Genomic DNA, 21,068 nt, shown 5'->3' on the forward strand with positions numbered 1-21,068 from the left:
CGCAGCATCAGCGATCTTACGATGCCTGATGCCTCGCGGAAGAGGAAGGATTCGCGATGACTTTCAAAAAAATCTGGAAAATACTAACGTGGTATTGCGCGGCATAAGCCGGCTATGGAACCGGGGCACGCATGGCATACCTTGATAACATCGCTGTCTTCGTTCGCGTCGTGGAACTCGGCAATCTTTCCGCCGCGGGCCGCGACATGCGCATTTCGCCTGCCGTCGCGTCCAACAGAATCAAGGAGTTGGAAAAGCATCTCGGCGTGCGCCTGTTCAACCGCACGACGCGCCAGCTGATGCCGACCGAGCACGGCAACGTCTTTTACACCGGCGCCAAGCAGGTGCTGGACGCCATCACCGAGGCGGAGGCCGCGGTCGCAGCTCTTTCCGGCCAGCCGCGCGGCACCATCCGTGTCACAGCACCCCTCGGCCTCGGCCGGCGGCTGGTTGCCTCGGGCATTCCTGAATTCCACGACAAGTACCCTGATATCGAGGTCAGGCTCCGCTTGTCCGACCACAATGTAGACATCCTCAAGGAAGGCCTCGACGTGGCCTTCCGGCTTGGCGTGATCGAGGATTCCAGCCTCCGGATGCGCGGCATCATGGAGTGCGAGCGCGTTCTGGTCGCCTCGCCGAAATATCTGGAGCGGCGCGGAGAGCCGCAGAGCCCGCACGAACTAATCGGCAAGAAGCACGACTGCCTGATGCTGCGTTATCCCGGCGCGCGCGAGTTCTTCTGGACCCTGGAGACACCGGGCGGGCCGACGAAGTTCGAAGTGCACGGGCCCTTCGATTCGGACGACGGGGACGTGCTGACCGGCTGGGCCCTTGCCGGCCGCGGCATCATCAACAAACCTCGTTTCGAGGTCGAGCCCTTCATCCGTGACCAGCGGCTCAAGGTCATCCTGCCGCAGACGCCGCCGACGCCGGTGCAGTTCGCCGCGGTCTATCCGCACAAGAAGCTGCAGGACCCGAAGGTCCGGCTGCTTCTCGACTTCATGGCGGAGCGCTGCCACAAGCTGATCAAGGACATCCTTGCCGGCAAGTAGGCTAGCCGCGTCAACACTTAGACGACGGCCTGATAGGCCGAGGTCCAGAAGTCGGTGTAATGCGCTGGCGCCTGCGGCGAATCCATCAGCCGTTGGGTGAGCAGGATGCCAGCCAGATCCTCGACCGGATCGGCATAGGCAGAGGTGCCATAGCCGCCGTCCCAGCCGAAACGCCCCGGTGACATCCAGAGATTGTCACGCTTGAGGGCCACCGACATGCCGAGCCCCCAGCCCGAACTGCCGTTGAAGAACATAGCCGCGCTGTCCTTCTGCTCTGCTGTCAGCTGGTCGGTGGTCATCAGTTCGACCGATGCGCGCGACAGGATGCGCTCGCTGCCGAGCTGCCCTTTGCCGAGCAGCATCCGCTGGAAGGCGAGATAGTCTTCGGCAGTCGAGACCAGGCCGCCGCCGCCGGATTCGAACGTGACTGGCTTGGCAAACCGGCCGCCCGATGCCTCGTCATAGACGCCGAGCTTGCCGGTCTGGAAGTCGCGCGAATAGGCAGTGGCGAGCCGACCGATCTTGTCGGCAGGCACATGGAAACCGGTGTCCTTCATGCCGAGCGGCGCGAAGATACGCTCCTGCATGAAGGTGGACAGCGGTTGGTCCGCGGCGCGCGTGACCAGCACACCGGCCACGTCGAGCCCGGTGTGGTAGAGCCAACCCTCACCGGGCTGGTGGGCGAGCGGCAGGCTGCCCACAGCCTTCATGAAGGCGTCGGGTGAACCCTTGAACAGGTCGGCGCTCGGGGCGATGCCAGCCTCTTCCATCGCAAACTGCAGCGGATAGGCGAAGGGATAGACCATGATCGCGCCCAGACCGAAGCGCAAGGTGAGCAGGTCGCGTAGCGTGACCGGGCGGCTGGCCGGCACGGTATCGGTGAGCTGACCGCCGACCGTCTTCAGCACCTTGCGGTCGGCTAGTTCCGGCAGCCACTTGTCGACGGGGTCGTCGAGCCTGAGGCGGCTTTCCTCGACCAGGATCATGGCCGCTGTCGCGGTGACCGGCTTGGTCAGCGAAGCGATGCGGAAGATGGTGTCGCTGCGCATCGGCTTGCCGTCGTTGAGCGAAAGCGTGCCGGCAGCCTCGATATGGGTCTCGCCGCCACGGTTCACCGCCCACACCAGTCCGGGCACATCACCGCTTTCGACATGCCCAGCCATCACCTTGCGCATCCACTCGAGCCGGTCGGCGGAGAAATTGCCCGTCGTCATCGTCGTTATCCCTGATTTTGCAGTCACGGTCGCCACGCCCGCGTCCGACTGCTCCTGCTGTGCCGATGCCATTGTGGGGACCAGAAGCGCCGAAAGGGCGGCACCTTTCATCACCGTACGGCGATCCATTCCCGTGTTCATCCTCGCCTCCTTGGGGCGCAGTACAAGGTCACCGGCGAACCGCCGGTCAAAACCGATTGCATTTACTAATCAGTTGCAAGATAGGGCGACCGATTTTACATTGCAACTGGTTTTCTGGAGCATCTGTCATGAGCGAGCATCACCGGTCGGGTTGTCCGATCAACCTCACCCTTGAGGTGGTCGGCGACAAATGGAGCCTGATCGTCCTGCGCGACATGATGTTCGGCAACCGCAGGCATTTCCGCGAGTTGCTCACCCAGTCGGAGGAAGGCATCGCCTCCAACATCCTCGCCGACCGGCTGAAGCGGCTGGTGGCCGAGGGCTTGATCAGCAAGGCTGACGACCCCAGCCACAAGCAAAAGGCAATCTACAGCCTGACCGAGATGGCCATCGAGTTGCTGCCCGTCTTTGCCGCCATTGCCGCCTGGGGCCGCAAATGGCTGCCGGTCAGCGAAGAGCTCAGCATCCGCGCCGAGCTTCTTGAAACGGGCGGCCCCGAAATGTGGGAGCGCTTCATGGAGGAGTTGCGCACCGACCACCTCGGCGTGCCGCTGTCGGAAGCAGCGCAGAAGCGGCTGCCGGTGCGCCAGGAATTGCAGGCCGCCTATCTGGAAGTCGTCGCCCGCAACGCCGCCGCTGGCTGAAAATCGACTGGGCCAGGCCGGAACCGAACTGTCATGAGGCTGTTGTAGCCTGCGTACGCTGCCGGACCCTCCGTGCGGCGCCACCGGTCTTTTCCGACCCACCCAGACCAAGGAGCAGCCGATGATATCCCACCCCACGCGCAACGATCTCAAGTCCAACGCCAAGAAGGTTTCGATCGAACTGCTCAACGCCAGGCTGGCCGACGCGATCGATCTGGCGCTGCTGACCAAGCAGGCGCACTGGAACATCAAGGGACCGCAATTCATCGCCGTGCACGAAATGATCGACGGCTTCCGCACCGAACTCGACGGCCATGTCGACACCATCGCCGAGCGCGCCGTACAGCTTGGCGGCACAGCCCTTGGCACCTCGCAGGTGGTGGCCGAGGCCAGCAAGCTGAAGCCCTACCCCACCGACATCTACAAGACCAAGGACCACCTCGCGGCCCTCATCGACCGTTATGCCGACGCAGCACATTCGGCGCGCGCGGCCATCGATGAAGCAGGCGAAGCGGGCGACGCCGACACTGCCGACATCTTCACGGCCTATTCGCGCGCGCTCGACAAGTCGCTGTGGTTCCTTGAAGCCCACACCCAGGAAAACGAATAATCTGGAAGGTCGTCAGGCCGGCTTGACCGCAAGCGCGGTCATGATCTCGGCTGCGGCGAGTGCAGCAATCACGGCGGGGCGCTTGTCTTTCACCGCCTCGCCGCCGATCGGGCAGACGAGCCGGGCGAACTGCTCCTCGCTGCCGCCGGCGGTCTTGAGGAACCAGCTCCTGAACGTCGCCTTCTTGGTCTTGGAGCCGATCATGCCGACATAACCGGTGTCGTCGCGCTTCAGCGCCTCGGCAACGATCAGGAAGTCGAGCGCGTGGTCGTGGGTCAAGACGACGAAGGCAGATCCTGACGGCGCCTCGCGCACCATTTCCTCCGGCATCGGCGTCAGCCTGGTGTCGATACCCGCGGGCATGCCGTCGAGCGCATCGGCGCGGGTTTCGACCACCACCACGTTCAACGGCAGCAATGCGAAGGCCGAGGCCAGCGCATGGCCGACATGGCCACCGCCGAACACCAGCACATGCGGCAGGGCAGCGTCCGACATCTCGGCCGAAGCCATCAGATCGGCGGCAATCGCCTCGTCGACATGGCGAACGGCCACTTCGACGCGGCCGCCGCAGCACTGGCCAATCTCAGGCCCGAGCGGAATGTCGAGCGTGACGCCCTTGTCGCCCTCATGCGGCGGTTCCAGATAGCGCGCCGGGATCGGATCGCCGGTCACGTGCTCCATCACGGCGCTGCGCTTGGAATTGCCATTGAGCATCGCGCGTGCGGTGTCGATGGCCATGTATTCGAGCTGGCCGCCTCCGATGGTGCCGAAGATGCGCTCCGGTGACACCAGCATCCACGCGCCCTTTTCGCGTGGGGTAGAGCCCTTGGCCTCGGTCACCTCGACCAGCGCCGCCGAAGGCGCTGTCTTGAGGAATGCCCGCAGGCTCTTGGCGGTCTTGCTCACTTGACCTGGGCCGCCTCGGCCCGGAGGCGTTCGATCGCCATCAGCACCCGCTCCGGCGTCGCCGGCGCGTCCAGACGCGGACTGATCTTGTGGTCGGCGACACTGGCGACAGCATCGGACAGCGACTGAAGCACCGCGATGCCAAGCGGCAGCGGCGGCTCGCCGACGGCCTTCGAGCGATGGATCGTCGGCTCGTAGGCTTCCGACCAGTCGGTCAGCGCCACATTGAAGATCTTGGGCCGGTCGGAAGCGAGCGGGATCTTGTAGGTCGACGGCGCATGGGTGCGCAGCCGGCCCTTGCCATCCCACCACAGCTCCTCCGTCGTCAGCCAGCCGGTGCCCTGGACGAAGCCGCCCTCGACCTGACCGATGTCGATGGCCCGGTTCAGCGACCGGCCGGTGTCGTGCAGGATGTCGGCACGTTCGATAACATATTCGCCGGTCAACGTGTCGACGGACACCTCCGCGCAGGCCGCACCATAGGCGTAATAATAGAAGGCGTGGCCCCTGCCCTTGCTGCGGTCCCAATGAATCTTGGGCGTCTTGTAGTGGCCCGCGGCCGACAGCTGGATGCGGTTGAGATAGGCCTGCTTGACCAGGTCGTTGAAGGCGATCTCCTGGTTGCCGACGCGAACGCGGTTAGGCAGGAATACCACCTGGTCGGCAGGCACCTGGTATTTGTCGGCGGCAAAGGCGGTCAGGCGCTTGCGGATCTGCCGCGCCGCGTCCTGTGCCGCCATGCCGTTGAGATCGGCGCCCGAGGACGCTGCCGTCGGCGCCGTGTTCGGCACCTTGGCCGTGGTCGTAGCCGTGATCTTCACCCTGTCGAGATCGATCTGGAATTCTTCGGCAACCACCTGCGCCACCTTGAGATGCAGGCCCTGCCCCATCTCGGTGCCGCCATGGTTCATGTGCACCGAACCGTCGGAATAGACATGCACCAGCGCGCCGGCCTGGTTGGACTCGGTCTTGGTGAAGGAGATGCCGAACTTGACCGGCGTCAGCGCCAGGCCGCGCTTGACGAAGCGGCTGTTGGCGTTGAAGGCGGCGATCTCGCGCCGGCGGCGGGCGTAGGACGCACTCTGCTCCAGTTCCGCCACGATGCGGTGGATGATGTTGTCTTCGACCTTCTGGTGATAGGGCGTCAGGTTGCGGTCGCCCGCCTCGCCCATCGCGTCGTAGAAATTCAGCTTGCGGATTTCGAGCGGGTCCTTGCCGACCGCAAACGCCACTTCCTCGATGACGCGCTCGGCACCGACCATGCCTTGCGGGCCGCCGAAGCCGCGGAACGCCGTGTTCGACACCGTGTTGGTGTAGAGCGGCGCCGACTTTGCGTGCACGTTCGGATAAAAATAGGCGTTGTCGCAGTGAAACAGCGCGCGGTCGCCAACCGGGCCCGACAGGTCGGCCGAGAAGCCGGCGTTGAGCGCGAACATGAAGTCGACGCCAAGAATGCGGCCCTCGTCGTCGAAGCCGACCTCGTAGTCGATGGCGAAGTCGTGGCGCTTGCCGGTGGCGGTCATGTCCTCGTCGCGGTCGAGGCGGACCTTGACGGCGCGCTTGTGCTTCTTGGCAGCGATCGCGGCGATCGCGGCGCACTGGTTGGCCTGGGTTTCCTTGCCGCCGAAGCCGCCGCCCATGCGCCGCACCTCGACCTGCACCGCGTGGCTCGGCACGCCGAGCACATGGGAGACGAGATGCTGGGTCTCGCTCGGTCCTTGCGTCGAGCAATAAATGGTGACCTCGTCGTCTTCGCCGGGCACTGCCAGCGACACCTGGCCTTCGAGATAAAAATGGTCCTGGCCGCCGAGCTTCATCCGCGCCTTCACCTTGCGCGGGGCCGTGGCGATGGCAGCCGCCGCATCGCCGCGCTTCAGCGTCAGTGGCGTCGTCACCTGCCTGTCGTTTTCGGGATCGAGGTCCCAGATGCTGATGATCGCCGGCAGCTCTTCATATTCGATCTTGGCAAGGCGTGCCGCCCGGCGAGCCTGCTCGCGGGTCTTGGCGACCACGGCGAAGATCGGCTGGCCGTGAAACTGCACCTTGCCTTCGGCCAGCACCGGATCGTCATGCATGCCGCTCGGCGACACGTCGTTTTCGCCGGGCACGTCAGCATAGGTCAGCACGTCGACGACGCCGGGCGCGGCACGAACGGCCGACAGGTCGACACTCTTCAATGTGGCATGGGTAACGTTGGACAGGCCAAGACCGATATGCAGCGTGCCTGCGGGTTCGGGCATGTCGTCGATGTAGATCGCTTCGCCGGCGACATGCTTGTGCGCGGAATCGTGGCGCTGGTCGGAATGCACGCCACCCTTGATCTTGGCAGCCTTGAGGTTCGGTTGATGCTGGGTCATGTCACGCAGCCTCGTATCTCGACACCGTGAAAGGCGCCTTGGTGCCGGTGGTTTCCGCGTAGAAGCGCAGGAGCAGGTTCTTGGCCACCAGCGCACGGTATTCGGCGGTGGCGCGCATGTCGGTCAGCGGCGTGAAGTCTTCGGCATACTTGGCCATCGCCGCGTCCACGGTCGCTTCGGTCCAGGGCTGGCCGATCAGCGCCTTCTCCACCGCGCTGGCGCGCTTCGGCGTCGCCGCCATGCCGCCATAGGTGATGCGCACATCGGCCACCGTGCCATCCTTGGCAAGTTGCAGCCAAAACGCGCCGAGCGAGGCGGTGATGTCCTCGTCGCGGCGCTTGGTGACCTTGTAGACGGCGAAGTGGTCGTCTTTGTCGGGCACTGGCACATGCACGGCAGCGACGAATTCGCCCGGTGCGCGGTCCTGCTTGCCATAGGCGATGAAGAAGTCCTGCAACAAGATGGTGCGGCTCTCCTTGCCCTTTCGCAGCGTAAGCTGCGCGCCGAGCGAAATCAGCGCCGGCGGCGTGTCGCCGATGGGCGAGCCGTTGGCGACGTTGCCACCGATGGTGCCCATGTTGCGCACCTGTTGGCCGCCGATGCGGTCGATGAGCGGCCCGAGTGCTGGAATGCGCTTCGACAGCGTCTCGAATGCTTCGGTGTAGGTGACGCCGGCGCCGATGGAGATGACGCCCTTGTCTTCATCAAGTTTATGCAGGCCGTCGATATTGGCGATGAAGACGGCCGGCGAGATGTTGCGCATGTGCTTGGTGACCCACAGGCCGACGTCGGTCGAGCCGGCGACGACGGTCGCGGTCGGCTCTGCCTCGAGCACGTCGGCGAGGTCGTCGACGCTGGCCGGGATGACGAAGCGGTTCTTGCCCTCGCCGACCTCGACGCGGGTGCCGTCCTTGAAGGCTTCGAGGCGGGCTGTGACCGCCTTGCGCTCGACCAGCAGCGGATCCTTTGCCACTTTGCCGTAGTCGGAAATGGCGCGCGCCGCGCGCATGATCGCCTCATAGCCGGTGCAGCGGCAGAGATTGCCCTGCAGTGCCTTTTCGATCGCCTGGTCGGAGGGATTGGGGGTCTCCATCCACAGGCCGTAGAGCGACATGACGAAGCCGGGTGTGCAGAAACCGCACTGCGAGCCATGGAAATCGACCATGGCCTGCTGCACCGGATGCAGCTTGTCGCCACCCCCAGTGAGATGCTCGATGGTCACGACATGGCAGCCATCCAGCGAGCCGACAAAGCGGATGCAGGCATTGACGCTTTCATAGACCAGCTTGCCGCCGGACAACCGTCCGACCAGCACCGTGCAGGCGCCGCAGTCGCCCTCGGCGCAGCCTTCCTTGGTGCCGCGCAGGGAGCGGCGCAGACGCAGATGGTCGAGCAGCGTCTCGTCGGGCGCGACATCGGCAAGCTTGATATCCTCGCCGTTGAGGATGAAGCGGATATGGTTGCGTGTCTTGACCGTCGCCATGGCTCAGCTGCCCCGGTAGGTGGAATAGCCGTAGGGGGAAATCAGCAAGGGCACATGATAATGCGTCCGCTCGGCCATGCCAAAGCGGATCGGCACAACGTCGAGGAAAGCCGGCTTCGGCAGTTCCGTGCCCTGGCGGCGCAGGTAGTCGCCGGCCTCGAAAACGAGCTCGTATTCGCCGGTCCGGAAGTCGTCGCCTGCGAGCAGCGGCACATCGCAGCGCCCGTCGGAATTGGTGGCGACCTTCTTCAGCAAGCTGCGCGCACTGCCTTCGATGTGGAACAGGGAGATCGACAGCCCCTCGGCAGGCTTGCCGGTTGCAGTATCAAGGACATGGGTGGTGAGGCGTCCGCCTTCAGCCTTTGTCATTCGCTCTCCCTACTGGCGACATGCGCCATCTCGATAGATTTTGCGCCATTTAAGGGCATTGCATAAGGTGCGGTCGAGAAGACTGCTACAAAAAGACTTTCAAAATTTTTCGAGGGAATGTCTGACGTACCTTCCGCTATCCTGCTCAAGTGGCAGTAATAGACCGCTTTCGAGGGACCATGCGTTACGTAAGAGATATGCGCGGCTATGGCGCGAACCCACCAGATCCGAAATGGCCCGGTGGGGCCAATGTCTGCGTGCAATTCGTGGTCAACTACGAAGAGGGCGGCGAAAACAACATTCTGCATGGCGACGCGGCGTCGGAAGCTTTCCTCTCCGAGGTCGTCGGCGCGGCGCAGTGGCCGGGCAAGCGCCACTGGAACATGGAATCGATCTACGAATACGGCGCCCGCGCCGGCTTCTGGCGGCTCCACCGCATGTTCACCGAAACCAATGTACCGGTGACCGTCTATGGCGTCGCTTCCGCGCTCGCCCGCTCGCCCGACCAGCTGGCGGCGATGCAGGAGGCCGACTGGGAAATCGCATCACATGGCCTGCGCTGGATCGACTATCGCGACCATGCCGAAGCCGACGAGCGCGCCGATCTGATCGAAGCCATCCGGCTGCACACCGAAGTCGTCGGCGAACGCCCGACCGGCCTCTATCTCGGCCGTACCTCGGTCTATTCGGTGCGCCTCGCTGCCGCCGAAGGCGGTTTCGATTGGATTTCCGACACCTATGACGACGAGCTGCCTTACTGGCTCGACCATGACGGCCACGGCAACGCCATTCCCCCGCAGCTGGTCATTCCCTACACGCTCGACGCCAACGACATGCGTTTTGCAACCGCTCAAGGCTTCAACTCGGGCGACCAGTTCTACGCTTACCTGAAGGACAGCTTCGACACGCTCTATCGCGAAGGTGCCGCCGGCCGGCCACGCATGATGAGCATCGGCCTGCACTGCCGTCTCGTCGGCCGCCCCGGCCGTGCCGAAGCACTGCGCCGCTTTGTCGAATATGTGCAGAGCCACGACAAGGTCTGGGTCGCCCGCCGCACCGACATTGCCAGGCACTGGCGCGAAAACCATCCCTACCAGCCGCAGGCGCTGCGCCCCTCTCGCATGGAGCGCCAGGAGTTCGTCCAGCGCTTCGGCTCGATCTTCGAGCACTCGCCCTGGGTCGCCGAACGCGCCTTCGATCTCGAGCTCGGACCCGCTCATGACAGCGCCGGTGGGCTGCACAACGCGCTCTGCCGCGCCTTCCGCACTGGCACCGATGCCGAGCGACTTGGCGTGCTGACCGCCCACCCTGACCTTGCCGGCAAGCTGGCCCAGGCCAAGCGGCTGACCGAGGAGTCGACCAAGGAGCAGGCATCCGCCGGCCTCGACGCGCTCACCGACGCCGAGCGCAGCCGCTTCACCGAGCTCAATGCCACCTATGTCCAGAAATTCGGCTTCCCCTTCATCATCGCCGTGCGAGACAACGACAAGGCGAGCATCCTGAAGGCATTCGAGACCCGGATCGCCAACGACCGTGACCAGGAATTCGCCACCGCCTGCAAGCAGGTGGAGCGCATCGCCTGGTATCGCCTCAACGACATCCTTCCCCGCTAAGACCCACGCTAAGACAGATGACAAAACGCTCCTATTATGCGCCGAAAGGCGGCCTGCCTCCCCAGACGGACCTGATCACCGACCGCGCCGTCTTCACCGAAGCCTATGCGGTGATCCCGAAGCGCGAGTTCTCTGACATCGTCACCAGCTTTCTGCCCAACTGGGACAAGACCCGGCTGTGGATCATCGCTCGTCCGCTGTCGGGCTTTGCTGAGACCTTCTCGCAATACATCATGGAGGTGCAGCCCGGCGGCGGCAGCGACCGGCCCGAACCCGATGCAGGCGCCGAGGGCGTGTTCTTCGTCGTCGAAGGCGAAGTGACCGTGACCATATCAGGCAAAAGCCATGTGCTAACCCCTGGTGGTTATGCCTACCTGCCGCCGGCAAGCGGCTGGACGATGCGCAATGCAGGCCAGGAAACCGCGCGCTTCCACTGGGTTCGCAAGGCCTATGAATATGTAGACGGTCTCGACGCGCCCGATCCGCTGTTCCTCAACGACAACGACATCGAGCCGAACGCCATGCCGGACACCAACGGCACCTGGGCGACGACACGCTTTGTCGATCCCAACGACCTGCGCCACGACATGCATGTCACGATCGTGACCTTCGAGCCGGGCGGCGTCATCCCCTTCCCCGAAACCCATGTCATGGAGCACGGCCTCTACGTGCTCGAAGGCAAGGCCGTCTACCGGCTGAACAACGACTGGGTCGAGGTCGAGGCCGGCGACTTCATGTGGCTGCGCGCCTTCTGCCCGCAGGCCTGTTATGCTGGCGGCCCTGGCCGCTTCCGCTACCTGCTCTACAAGGACGTCAACCGCCACGCGCAGCTCGGCGCCTTCAACGCCACGCGCCGTCGCTGAGGATCAGTCATGTCGGGTGAGATGAAGCGGATCGTCGCAAAACCGCTGACGCGGGAAAACTTCGCCGAGTTCGGCGAGGTCATCGACACCAACTGCGACAGTCACTACCCGATCAATGCAGGCAAATGCGAGCGCTTCCATGCGCTCGCCCGCGCCGAGGCAGCCGGCCCCGACGGCCATGTCATCATCAACATCTTCAAGGGAACGCCCTACGACTTCCCGCTGAAGCTTTCGATGGTCGAACGACACCCCTTCGGCAGCCAGGCGTTCATTCCGCTGACCCCGCGCCCCTATCTCGTCGTCGTCTGCCACGACATCGGCGACGGCCCGGGCGAACCACACGCCTTCGTCACGGCGCCCGGCCAGGGCGTCAACTACCCACGCAACCTCTGGCATGCGGTGCTGACGCCAATCGGCGAAAACCAGGACTTCGTCGTCGTCGACCGCGGCGGCACAGGCCCCAATCTCGAAGAGTTCCACTTCTCGCACCCTTACGAAATCACCCTTCCGGAAGGTTTCTGACACATGGCCGAACTCTCGCTCATCGAACGCCTCTTCGACGTCATCGAACACGACATCGTGCCCAAGACTGCCGAAGGCGTGAAGAAGGGCAACAAGCTTTTCGGCGCCGCCTTGCTTGCCAAGGACGACCGCTCGCTTGTCGTCGCCGAGACCAACAACGAGCTCGAAAATCCGCTCTGGCACGGCGAGATGCATTGCCTGAAACGCTTCTACGAAATGCCCAAGGCGACCCGCGCCGAAACCAAGGACCTGATCTTCCTGTCGACCCACGAGCCCTGCTCGCTGTGCCTGTCGGCTATCACCTGGGCCGGCTTCGACAATTTCTACTACCTCTTCAGCCACGAGGATTCGCGCGACAGCTTCGCCATCCCGCACGACCTGAAGATCCTGAAAGAGGTCTTCACCCTGGAGCCGGGCGGCTACAACGCCGAGAACGCCTACTGGAAGAGCTTCTCCCTGCGCAAGCTGGTGCGCGAACTGCCCGAAGCCGACCGCAAGCGGCTGGAAGAGCGCGTCGCCAGGATCTCCAGGCGCTACGACGAGATGTCGGAGACCTATCAGGAAAGCAAGGGCGACAACGACATCCCGCTGAACTGACGCGAATTGGCCAGTGAATTCCGTTCGCTGGCCCACGCTTAGCCCTTGCTTCGGCCACCCTGCGCCGTGTGCATGCCCCAAAATCGAGGTCGATTTTCGGCCAAGGATCATGCACAGACTTAAGTGCTACAGCGTCCTTTGCGCGTCGACAGGACGCGCGGCGCTGTAGTGATGGCGCAGGGAGCCAAGCATGAAAACCATCACCGAGTTTCCGCGCGACATCGTCGAATTTCCTGACATGGGCATCGTCATGCCCGATGGCACCAGGCTGTCGGCCCGGGTGTGGATGCCGGCGGATGCCGACCAGGACCCGGTGCCGGCGATCCTAGAACACCTGCCCTATCGCAAGCGCGACGGCACCACGACGCGCGACTGCCTGACCCATCCCTACTTCGCTGGCCACGGCTATGCCTCGATCCGCGTAGACATGCGCGGCAACGGCGATTCCGAAGGGCTGATGGACGACGAATACTCCGACCAGGAGTGGCAGGATGCATGCGACGTCATCGCCTGGGCCGCAAGCCAACCCTGGTGCAACGGCAAGGTCGGCATGATGGGCATCTCCTGGGGTGGCTTCAACGGCCTGCAGGTCGCGGCCCTTCAGCCCAAGGCGCTGAAGGCGATCATCACGTTGTGCTCGACCGACGACCGCTACGCCGACGACATCCACTACAAGGGCGGCCTGCTGCTCAACGAGAACATGGGATGGGGCGCGACCATGCTGTCCTATTCGTCGCGACCGCCGGATCCGGCACTGGTCGGCGACGCCTGGCGCGACATGTGGCTTGACCGGCTTGAGCACGAGCCCTTCCTGCCCGCCGTCTGGCTGAACCACCAGCGCCGCGACGCCTATTGGAAGCGTGGTTCGGTCAACGAAAACTATTCAGCCATCAAGGCTGCGGTGCTCGCCATCGGCGGCTGGGGCGATTCCTACAAGAACACCGTCTCGCGCCTGGTCAGCAACCTCAAGGCGCCGGTCAAGGGCATCGCCGGCCCATGGGTGCACAAGTACCCACATTTCGCCGTACCGAAGCCGGCCATCGGTTTCCTGCAGGAGGCGCTGCGCTGGTGGGACCACTGGCTCAAGGGCAAGGAAACCGGCGTCGAGGACGACCCGGCAATGCGGCTCTACGTCATGAATTCCGAACCGCCGCGCGAATGGTATCTCGAGCGCCAGGGACGCTGGATCGCGGAACAGCAATGGCCTTCGCCCGACATCGCCATCAAGACCCTGGCCCTCGGCGCGAACGGCACGCTTGCCGAGGGTGGCAAGCTGGACTCAACCGTATCGATCAACTCGCCGCAGGATTGCGGCATGGACGGCGGTGAATATTGCGCCATCTGGCTTGGACCGGAACTGCCGGGAGACCAGCGCACCGACGACGCCAAATCGGCCTGCTTCGATGGTGCCGTGCTCGACGCCCCGCTCGACGTCGTCGGCAGCCCGGTCATCAGGCTGAAGCTGGCGGCCAATCGCAGGCGGGCGATGGTCGCCGTGCGCCTCTGCGACGTCCAGCCGGACGGCGCTTCGACGCGCATCACCTATGGCGTGCTCAATCTCTGTCATCGCAACAGCCACGAATTCCCGGAGGACGTGGTGCCGGGCAAGGCGATGGATATCGCCTTCAAGCTCGACGACATCGCCTACCGCGCAGCCGCGGGCAATCGCTTGCGTGTCTCCATCTCTTCGACCTACTGGCCGCTGGTGTGGCCATCACCGGAAGAGGTGACGCTGACGATCCACGATGGCGCCATCGATCTGCCGGTGCGTCCCTCGGGCGAAGTTAACGAATGGACGTTCGAGGAACCGGAGGGTGCCACCCCCTGGCAGATCGAGACGATCCGCGAGGACAGCCACAGCCGCAAGATCGAGCGCACGGACGGCAAGGTCACGCTCAGCATCGTCGACGACTTCGGCGAGACCCGCGATCTCGACCACGGACTGGCGGTCGGCGAGGTCGCCCGCGAGGCCTGGACCATCGATCCTGCCGACCCTCTGGCGGCCTACGGCGAGACCCATTGGACCCAGACGTTGAAACGCGACAGCTGGTCGGTCAGGACCGAAGCCTTCACCACCATGCGCGCGGACGGCGAGAATTTCCATCTCACCGGCCGCATCGAGGCCTATGAGGGAGAAAAACTGGTTTTCGAGCGCGATTTCACCGAAATCGTCGCCCGCGACCACATCTGACGCAGAAGATTTTGGTCCAAATGCGACACGTGGATTGCGCCACCTGATGTCGCATTCGGCCTTGCCGATGCCCTTACGTTACGGTCAATATTGCCATCAGAAGTCGAGCAATAACCGACCGCCAGAGTGAGGAGCTTCCAATGTCCAATGAACTTGAATTCCTGAGCAGCCGTGTCGCCAAAGGCAAGTTGAACCGGCGCGACTTTCTGGGTCGCGCCGCAGCCCTCGGTGTCTCCGCAGCCTTCGCCAATACGCTGCTTTCCAATGCCGCCAGGGCCGAAGGCCCTGTCAAGGGCGGCACCCTTCGCGCCGGCATGCAAGGGGGTGCTGCCACCGACAGCCTCGACCCGGCATCCTGGTCGAGCCAGGTGCCTTATTTCTTCGGCCGCCAGTGGGGCGAGCAGCTCGTGCAGATTTCGCCGACCGGCGAAGTGCACCCTGCCCTTGCAGAAGAATGGGGCGCATCCGACGACGCCAAGACCTGGACCTTCAAGATCCGCAAGGGCGTGCAGTTCCACAACGGCAAGGAGATGACGCCTGACGACGTGGTGGCGACCATGGAGCGCCATTCCGACGAGAAGGCGAAATCAGGTGCACTCGGCCTGATGGGCGGCATCGCCTCGGTCAAGAAGGACGGCCAGAACGTCGTCTTCGAGCTGAAGGACGCCAATGCCGACCTGCCCTTCCTGCTCGACGACTACCATCTGATGATCCAGCCGAACGGCGGCAAGGACAAGCCAGATGCCGGCATCGGCACCGGGCCCTACAAGGTCACCGTCAACGAGGCCGGCGTGCGCCTTGGCGGCGAGAAGTTCGCCAACTACTGGCGCGACGACCGCGGCTTCGCCGACCAGATCGAGATCATCGTCATCAACGACGCTACGGCCCGTACCTCTGCCTTGCAGGGCGGCCAGGTCGACATTATCAACCGCGTCGAACCGAAGATCGTCGAGCTGATCAAGCGCGTGCCCGGCGTTGTCATCCGCAACGTCGCCGGCCGCGGCCACTATGTCTTCATCGCCCACTGCAACACCGCGCCTTTCGACAACAACGATCTCAGGTTGGCGCTGAAATATGCGCTCGACCGCGAGGAGATGCTGCAGAAGATCCTGATGGGCTACGGCTCGGTCGGCAACGACACCCCGATCAACAAGGCTTATCCGCTGTTCACCGAGATGGAGCAGCGCAAGTACGATCCCGACAAGGCCGCCTTCCATTACAAGAAATCCGGCCATTCCGGCTCGGTGCTGCTGCGCACCTCCGACGTCGCCTTCCCCGGCGCCGTGGATGCCGCCCAGCTCTACCAGCAGAGTGCCGCCAAGGCGGGCATCACGCTCGAGGTCAAGCGCGAGCCGGGCGACGGCTACTGGTCGGAAGTTTGGAACAAGCAGCCCTTCTCGGCCTCCTACTGGGGCGGGCGCCCGACGCAGGACCAGATGTATTCCACCGCCTACTACTCCAAGGCCGACTGGAACGACACGCGCTTCTTCCGCGAGGACTTCGACAAGATGCTGTTTGCAGCACGCGCCGAACTCGACAAGGACAAGCGCAAGAAGCTCTATGCCGACATGGGCCAGATCGTCCGCGACGAAGGCGGGGTCATCACGCCGATGTTCAATGACTTCATCGACGCCACCAGCGGCAAGGTCGGCGGCTGGGTCGATGACGGCAACCAGGAGATGATGGGCGGCTACGCGCTGTCGAAGTGCTGGCTGAACGCCTGAGCAAGGCGCCGGCGGCATGTCCAACCCGATCTTGAAACTGATCGCCCAGCGCATTGCGCTGGGCCTTCTCCTGCTTCTGGCCGTTTCGGTCCTGATCTTCGCCGGCACCCAGATCCTGCCCGGCGACGTCGCCCAATCCATTCTCGGCCAGTCGGCCACGCCCCAGGCGCTCGCCAACCTCAGGGAGTCCCTCGGGCTCAACGACCCGGCCTATATCAGGTACTTCAGGTGGCTCGGCGGCGTGCTGACGGGCGACCTCGGCACGGCCCTGTCGAGCCGGCAGGACATCGCCGCCTCCATCGGCCCGCGCCTTTGGAACACGCTGTTCCTCGCCTTCTGGGCGGCCGTCGTGTCCGTGCCGCTGGCCATCCTGCTCGGGCTGCTTGCGGTGCGCTACCGCAACGGTTTCATCGACAAGACCATCTCCGGCCTGGCGCTTGCCTCGACCTCGTTGCCGGAATTTTTCGTCGGTTACCTGCTCGTCTATTTCTTCGCCGTGAAGTGGCAGATCTTCCCCGGCATCTCCACCGTCTATGACGGCATGCCCTTCCTCGAGCGCATGAAGGCGATCGCCCTGCCGGCAACGGCGCTCACGCTCGTCGTGCTCGCCCACATGATGCGCATGACGCGCGCAGCGATCCTGAACGTCATGCAGTCGGCCTATATCGAGACGGCCGAGCTCAAAGGCTTGTCGCCCTTCGACATCATCCGCAAGCACGCCTTCCCCAATGCCATTGCGCCGATCATCAACGTGGTCATGCTCAACCTCGCCTTCCTCATCGTCGGCGTCGTCGTGATCGAAGTCATCTTCGTCTATCCCGGCATGGGGCAATATCTCGTCGACCATGTCGCCAAGCGCGACGTGCCCGTGGTGCAGGCGGTGGGACTGATCTTCGCTGCGGTCTATATCGGTCTCAACATGGTCGCCGACATCGCCGCCATCATCGCCAACCCGCGCCTCCGGCACCCGAAATAGGACGGCGCCATGCTCGATTTCAAACGCATCTCCCTGGGCGCCTGGATCGGACTGGTCCTTACCGCCTGCTTCCTGTTCGCGGCCCTGTTCGCGCCCTGGGTTGCCCCCTACGGCAAGGCCGAAATCGTCGGCGACGTCTGGGCGCCGTCAAGCGCGCAGTTCTGGCTCGGCACCGACAATCTCGGCCGCGACCTGCTCTCACGCATGATCTATGGCGCCCGCACGACGATCTTCATCGCCGTGATGGCAACCGCGCTGTCGTTCTCACTCGGTTCGATCCTCGGCTTTACCGCAGCCACCGTCGGCGGCTGGCTCGACACCACCATGTCGCGCTTCGTCGACCTGCTGATGGCAATCCCGACGCTGATCTTCGCGCTCGTCGTGCTGTCGGTCCTGCCTTCGACCTTGCTCACGCTGATCCTGGTCATGGGTATCCTCGACGCCACCCGTGTCTACCGCCTGTCGCGGGCGGTGGCGGTCGACATCAACGTGATGGACTTTGTCGAGGCGGCCAAGCTGCGCGGCGAAGGCAAGGCCTGGATCATCTTCCGCGAGATCCTGCCCAACGCGCTGTCGCCGCTGGTCTCCGAACTCGGCCTGCGCTTCATCTATGCCGTGCTGTTCCTCTCTGCGCTGTCCTTCCTCGGCCTCGGCGTGCAGCCGCCGGATGCCGACTGGGGCGGCATGGTCAAGGAAAACAAGGACGGCATCGTCTTTGGCATTCCCGCAGCCCTGATCCCCGCCGCCGCGATTGCAGCCCTTGCAATCTCGGTCAACCTCGTCGCCGACTGGGTGCTCAACCGCACCACCGATCTCAAGGGAGGACGCGGCAATGGCTGATGCCAAAATGGAGGCCAAGGCAAAACCCGGCACCAACGGCTCCGACACGCTGCTCGACATCCGCAACCTCAGGATCGAGGCCAAGGTGTTCCCGCCCGGCGAGGCGCCGCGCACCATTACGCTTGTCCACGACGTGTCGCTCAGCCTCAAGCGCGGCCAGGTGCTCGGCTTGATCGGCGAGTCCGGTGCGGGCAAGTCGACCATCGGCCTGTCGTCCATGGCTTATGGCCGCGGCGGCGTGCGCATCACCGGCGGCGAGGTCGTGTTCAACGGCCGCGACATCCTCAAGGCCGGCACGCAAGGCGTGCGCGCCCTGCGTGGCCGTGAGGTCTGCTATGTTGCGCAATCGGCGGCGGCGGCCTTCAACCCGGCCCATCGCCTGATGGACCAGGTGGTGGAAGCCTCGATCCTGCATGGGGTTACGACCCGCGAGGAGGCCGAGAAACGCGCCGTGGCGCTGTTCAGGAAGCTCAGTCTTCCCGACCCCGAGAATATCGGCAAGCGCTTCCCGCACCAGGTTTCCGGCGGCCAGCTGCAGCGCGTCATGACAGCCATGGCGCTGTGCTCCGAGCCCGACCTGATCGTCTTCGACGAGCCGACGACGGCGCTTGATGTCACCACCCAGATCGACGTGCTGGCGGCGATCAAGGAGGCCATCCGCGACACCGGCGTGGCAGCGCTCTACATCAGCCACGACCTAGCCGTCGTCGCCCAGGTATCGGACGAGATCATGGTGCTGCGCCATGGCCGGCTGGTCGAATGGGGCGGCACGCGCCAGATCATCAAGGAGCCCCGCCAGGAATACACCTCGGCACTCGTCTCCGTGCACGAGATCGAGCATCAGGAAAAGAAACCGGGCGCGGCCCCCTTCCTCTCGGTCAGAGACGTGACGGCTGCCTATGGCGGCGGCAAGATCAAGGTGCTCAAGAACGTCTCGGTCGACATCCTGCCCGGCCAGACGCTGGCCGTCGTCGGCGAATCCGGCTCTGGCAAGTCGACGCTTGCGCGCGCCATCACGGGCCTGTTGCCGCCCGAGCAGGGCAGCATTACCTTTGCCGGCCGTACCCTGTCCAATCGCCTCGCCGACCGCACCCGCGACGACCTGCGCGAGCTGCAGATGATCTACCAGATGGCCGACGTGGCGATGAACCCGCGCCAGACTGTGGGCACGATCATCGGCCGGCCGCTGGAATTCTATTTCGGCATGAGCGGCAAGGAGCGCGATGCCAGGGTCGCCGAACTGCTCGACAAGATCGAGATGGGCCGCGGTTTCATCGACCGATATCCGGCCGAACTGTCAGGCGGCCAGAAGCAGCGTGTCTGCATCGCGCGAGCGCTCGCGGCCAAGCCGAGGCTGATCATCTGCGACGAGGTGACGAGCGCTCTGGATCCGCTGGTCGCCAACGGCATCCTCAAGCTGCTGCTCGGACTGCAGGCCGAGGAAGGCGTCGCCTATCTGTTCATCACCCACGATCTGGCGACGGTGAAGTCCATCGCCGACTCCATCGCCGTCATGTATCGCGGCGAGGTGGTACGCTACGGCCCAAAGTCGGAAGTGCTGAAGCCGCCCTTCGACGCCTATACCGACTTGCTGCTGTCGTCGGTGCCGGAAATGGAAATCGGCTGGCTGGAAAAGGCCATCGGCGGACGCAGGATGGCGAGCGCTGGGAATTGATGCCGCCCTTCCCTCGCCCCGTTTACGGGGAGAGGGTGACCACGAAGCGGCCGGGTGAGGGGCAGCTCTATGCCGGAAAGCTGGGCGCCGCCCCTCATCCGACTGCCGGCGTTCGATACTCGAAAAGCCAAGTATTTGGCTTTTCGTCCGCTGCGCGGACCTATCTTACCTCCCCGTGAACGGGGAGAAGGAAGTTCGTCACCATACCCACTCACCCCGCCCCAGCGCCGCCGCCGCATCGACGATGCGCGTGAAGCTGGCGCGGGCGCGGCGGACGGTGTGGCGGGCGCGCAGGTAGCCGTGGACGAGTCCCGGCTCCTCGAACCAGAAGGCTTTGCCGCCGGCAGCGACTATGCGTTCGCCGTAGGCCTCGCCATCTGATGACAGCGGGTCGCATTCGGCCGTGATGACGACTGTTGGCGGCAGATTGGCGAAATCGGCGTCGGCCAGCGGCGACAGCGTGATGTCGCCGGTACGGTCCTCGCCGCCGGTGCGGATGTCCTTGTAGAATTCGAGGTCGCGCATGGTCAGCATCGGCGCCTCGGCATGGACGATGTAGGAGCCGCGCATCCGATCCCCGCCAAGGCCCGGATAGACCAGCACTTGCCCGACCGGGCGCCTGGCGTGCCCACGCGTCGCATGACTGGCGGCGGCCGCGATGTTGCCGCCGGCGCTGTCGCCGGCGAGCACGATGGGCTGGCCGTATCTGGTCGCGGCCCATTCGAAGGCGGCCATGGCATCGTCGAAGGCAGCCGGATGCTTGTGCTCGGGCGCCAGCCTGTAGTCGACCGACACGACTTCGTAGCCGGTGCGCCCGCACAGCTCGGCGCAAACGTCATCATGGCTGTCGAGCCCGCCGAGGATGAAACCGCCGCCGTGGAAATAGAGCAGCATCGCCTGCGGGGCCTTATCGGCAAGGCGGTAGATGCGGATCGGCACGTCCCGCCCAGACGCAGGAATGGCGGTCGTCTCGACCGTCACGCCATCGGGGTAGCCGGCGAAGAACTCCCGGCACATGCGGTCGTAGATCTCGCGCTGCTGGGCGATGGTGTAGTCGATGGTGTCAGGCGGATAGTAGGAATTGGTCCGCTCGATGAAGGCCCAGGTCTCGGCGTCGATGAGCGTGGCGTAGTCGGTCATTGGAGGGGCCCTTGGCAGGGGTCGCGCCTCGTCACGCCCCCCTCTGGCCTGCCGGCCATCTCCCCCTCGAGGGGGGAGATCAGGCCACCATCGGCCTCTCGTCCAATCGCAAGTCTCCCAGCCAGTCGAGGCCCTTTTGCGCCGCAGGAAA

General features: G+C 64.2%; 18 protein-coding genes. 12 read left to right on the top strand and 6 right to left on the bottom strand.

Annotated features, from left to right (window positions below; translation table 11 throughout):
• Positions 1-131: 131 nt before the first annotated feature.
• Entirely contained in the window at positions 132-1,052 is a 921-nt protein-coding gene (locus B015_RS0119635; RefSeq protein WP_018429449.1) for a LysR family transcriptional regulator, read from the top strand.
• A gap of 17 nt (positions 1,053-1,069) precedes the next feature.
• On the opposite strand, the gene B015_RS0119640 is transcribed toward B015_RS0119635, so the two are convergent.
• A complete protein-coding gene (locus B015_RS0119640) occupies positions 1,070-2,407 on the bottom strand; it encodes a serine hydrolase domain-containing protein (RefSeq protein WP_198292865.1) in 1,338 nt (445 codons plus the stop codon).
• Positions 2,408-2,535: 128 nt separating this feature from the next.
• On the opposite strand from B015_RS0119640, the gene B015_RS0119645 reads away from it, so the two are divergent.
• Both B015_RS0119645 and dps read left to right on the top strand, forming a co-directional pair.
• Complete coding sequence (locus B015_RS0119645) at positions 2,536-3,051, top strand: helix-turn-helix domain-containing protein (RefSeq protein WP_018429451.1); 516 nt, start codon at positions 2,536-2,538, stop codon at positions 3,049-3,051.
• Between the two features lie 121 nt (positions 3,052-3,172).
• Complete coding sequence (gene dps / locus B015_RS0119650; RefSeq protein ID WP_018429452.1) at positions 3,173-3,661, top strand: DNA starvation/stationary phase protection protein Dps; 489 nt, start codon at positions 3,173-3,175, stop codon at positions 3,659-3,661.
• Between the two features lie 12 nt (positions 3,662-3,673).
• Here dps and xdhC read toward each other — a convergent pair whose 3' ends face one another.
• Genes xdhC through uraH form a run of 4 tightly spaced genes read right to left on the bottom strand, consistent with a single transcriptional unit; the run spans position 3,674 to position 8,776 of the window.
• Positions 3,674-4,567, bottom strand: a complete 894-nt coding sequence (xdhC, locus tag B015_RS0119655) for a xanthine dehydrogenase accessory protein XdhC (protein WP_018429453.1) — start codon at positions 4,565-4,567, stop codon at positions 3,674-3,676.
• The gene (xdhB, locus tag B015_RS0119660) at positions 4,564-6,924 is read right to left on the bottom strand and encodes a xanthine dehydrogenase molybdopterin binding subunit (RefSeq protein ID WP_018429454.1); all 2,361 of its coding nucleotides are present in this window, start codon (positions 6,922-6,924) and stop codon (positions 4,564-4,566) included. The genes xdhC and xdhB overlap by 4 nt, the downstream gene beginning before the upstream one ends.
• A 1-nt stretch (position 6,925) precedes the next feature.
• Positions 6,926-8,407, bottom strand: coding sequence for a xanthine dehydrogenase small subunit (xdhA, locus tag B015_RS0119665; protein WP_018429455.1), 1,482 nt, complete (start codon positions 8,405-8,407; stop codon positions 6,926-6,928).
• Between the two features lie 3 nt (positions 8,408-8,410).
• Positions 8,411-8,776: a hydroxyisourate hydrolase gene (gene uraH, locus B015_RS0119670; protein WP_018429456.1), complete on the bottom strand. Its 366-nt coding sequence runs from the start codon at positions 8,774-8,776 to the stop codon at positions 8,411-8,413.
• A 179-nt stretch (positions 8,777-8,955) separates the two neighbouring features.
• Here uraH and puuE point away from each other — a divergent pair, with 179 nt between their 5' ends.
• The 9 genes from puuE (at position 8,956) to B015_RS0119715 (ending at position 19,777) form a co-directional block, all read left to right on the top strand.
• A complete protein-coding gene (puuE, locus tag B015_RS0119675) occupies positions 8,956-10,389 on the top strand; it encodes an allantoinase PuuE (RefSeq protein WP_026227509.1) in 1,434 nt (477 codons plus the stop codon).
• A 17-nt stretch (positions 10,390-10,406) separates the two neighbouring features.
• Positions 10,407-11,252: a bifunctional allantoicase/(S)-ureidoglycine aminohydrolase gene (locus B015_RS0119680; protein WP_018429458.1), complete on the top strand. Its 846-nt coding sequence runs from the start codon at positions 10,407-10,409 to the stop codon at positions 11,250-11,252.
• A 21-nt stretch (positions 11,253-11,273) separates the two neighbouring features.
• Positions 11,274-11,774 (top strand): ureidoglycolate lyase, encoded by a 501-nt coding sequence (locus tag B015_RS0119685; RefSeq protein WP_026227510.1) that lies wholly within the window; start codon positions 11,274-11,276, stop codon positions 11,772-11,774.
• Between the two features lie 3 nt (positions 11,775-11,777).
• Positions 11,778-12,371 carry a nucleoside deaminase gene (locus B015_RS0119690; RefSeq protein ID WP_018429460.1) on the top strand — a complete coding sequence of 198 codons (594 nt, stop codon included), beginning with the start codon at positions 11,778-11,780 and terminating at the stop codon, positions 12,369-12,371.
• A gap of 190 nt (positions 12,372-12,561) precedes the next feature.
• A complete protein-coding gene (locus tag B015_RS0119695) occupies positions 12,562-14,562 on the top strand; it encodes a CocE/NonD family hydrolase (protein WP_018429461.1) in 2,001 nt (666 codons plus the stop codon).
• Between the two features lie 140 nt (positions 14,563-14,702).
• Positions 14,703-16,286, top strand: a complete 1,584-nt coding sequence (locus B015_RS0119700; protein WP_018429462.1) for an ABC transporter substrate-binding protein — start codon at positions 14,703-14,705, stop codon at positions 16,284-16,286.
• A gap of 16 nt (positions 16,287-16,302) precedes the next feature.
• Positions 16,303-17,262, top strand: a complete 960-nt coding sequence (locus tag B015_RS0119705) for an ABC transporter permease (protein WP_018429463.1) — start codon at positions 16,303-16,305, stop codon at positions 17,260-17,262.
• A 9-nt stretch (positions 17,263-17,271) separates the two neighbouring features.
• A complete protein-coding gene (locus B015_RS0119710) occupies positions 17,272-18,102 on the top strand; it encodes an ABC transporter permease (protein ID WP_018429464.1) in 831 nt (276 codons plus the stop codon).
• A complete protein-coding gene (locus B015_RS0119715; protein WP_026227511.1) occupies positions 18,095-19,777 on the top strand; it encodes an ABC transporter ATP-binding protein in 1,683 nt (560 codons plus the stop codon). Before B015_RS0119710 ends, B015_RS0119715 begins: the two co-directional genes overlap by 8 nt.
• Before the next feature lie 198 nt (positions 19,778-19,975).
• Here B015_RS0119715 and B015_RS0119720 read toward each other — a convergent pair whose 3' ends face one another.
• Positions 19,976-20,917: an alpha/beta hydrolase gene (locus B015_RS0119720; RefSeq protein WP_018429466.1), complete on the bottom strand. Its 942-nt coding sequence runs from the start codon at positions 20,915-20,917 to the stop codon at positions 19,976-19,978.
• Between the last annotated feature and the right edge of the window lie 151 nt (positions 20,918-21,068).

Source organism: Hoeflea sp. 108 (genome assembly GCF_000372965.1).
Classification (GTDB): Bacteria; Pseudomonadota; Alphaproteobacteria; order Rhizobiales; family Rhizobiaceae; genus Aminobacter.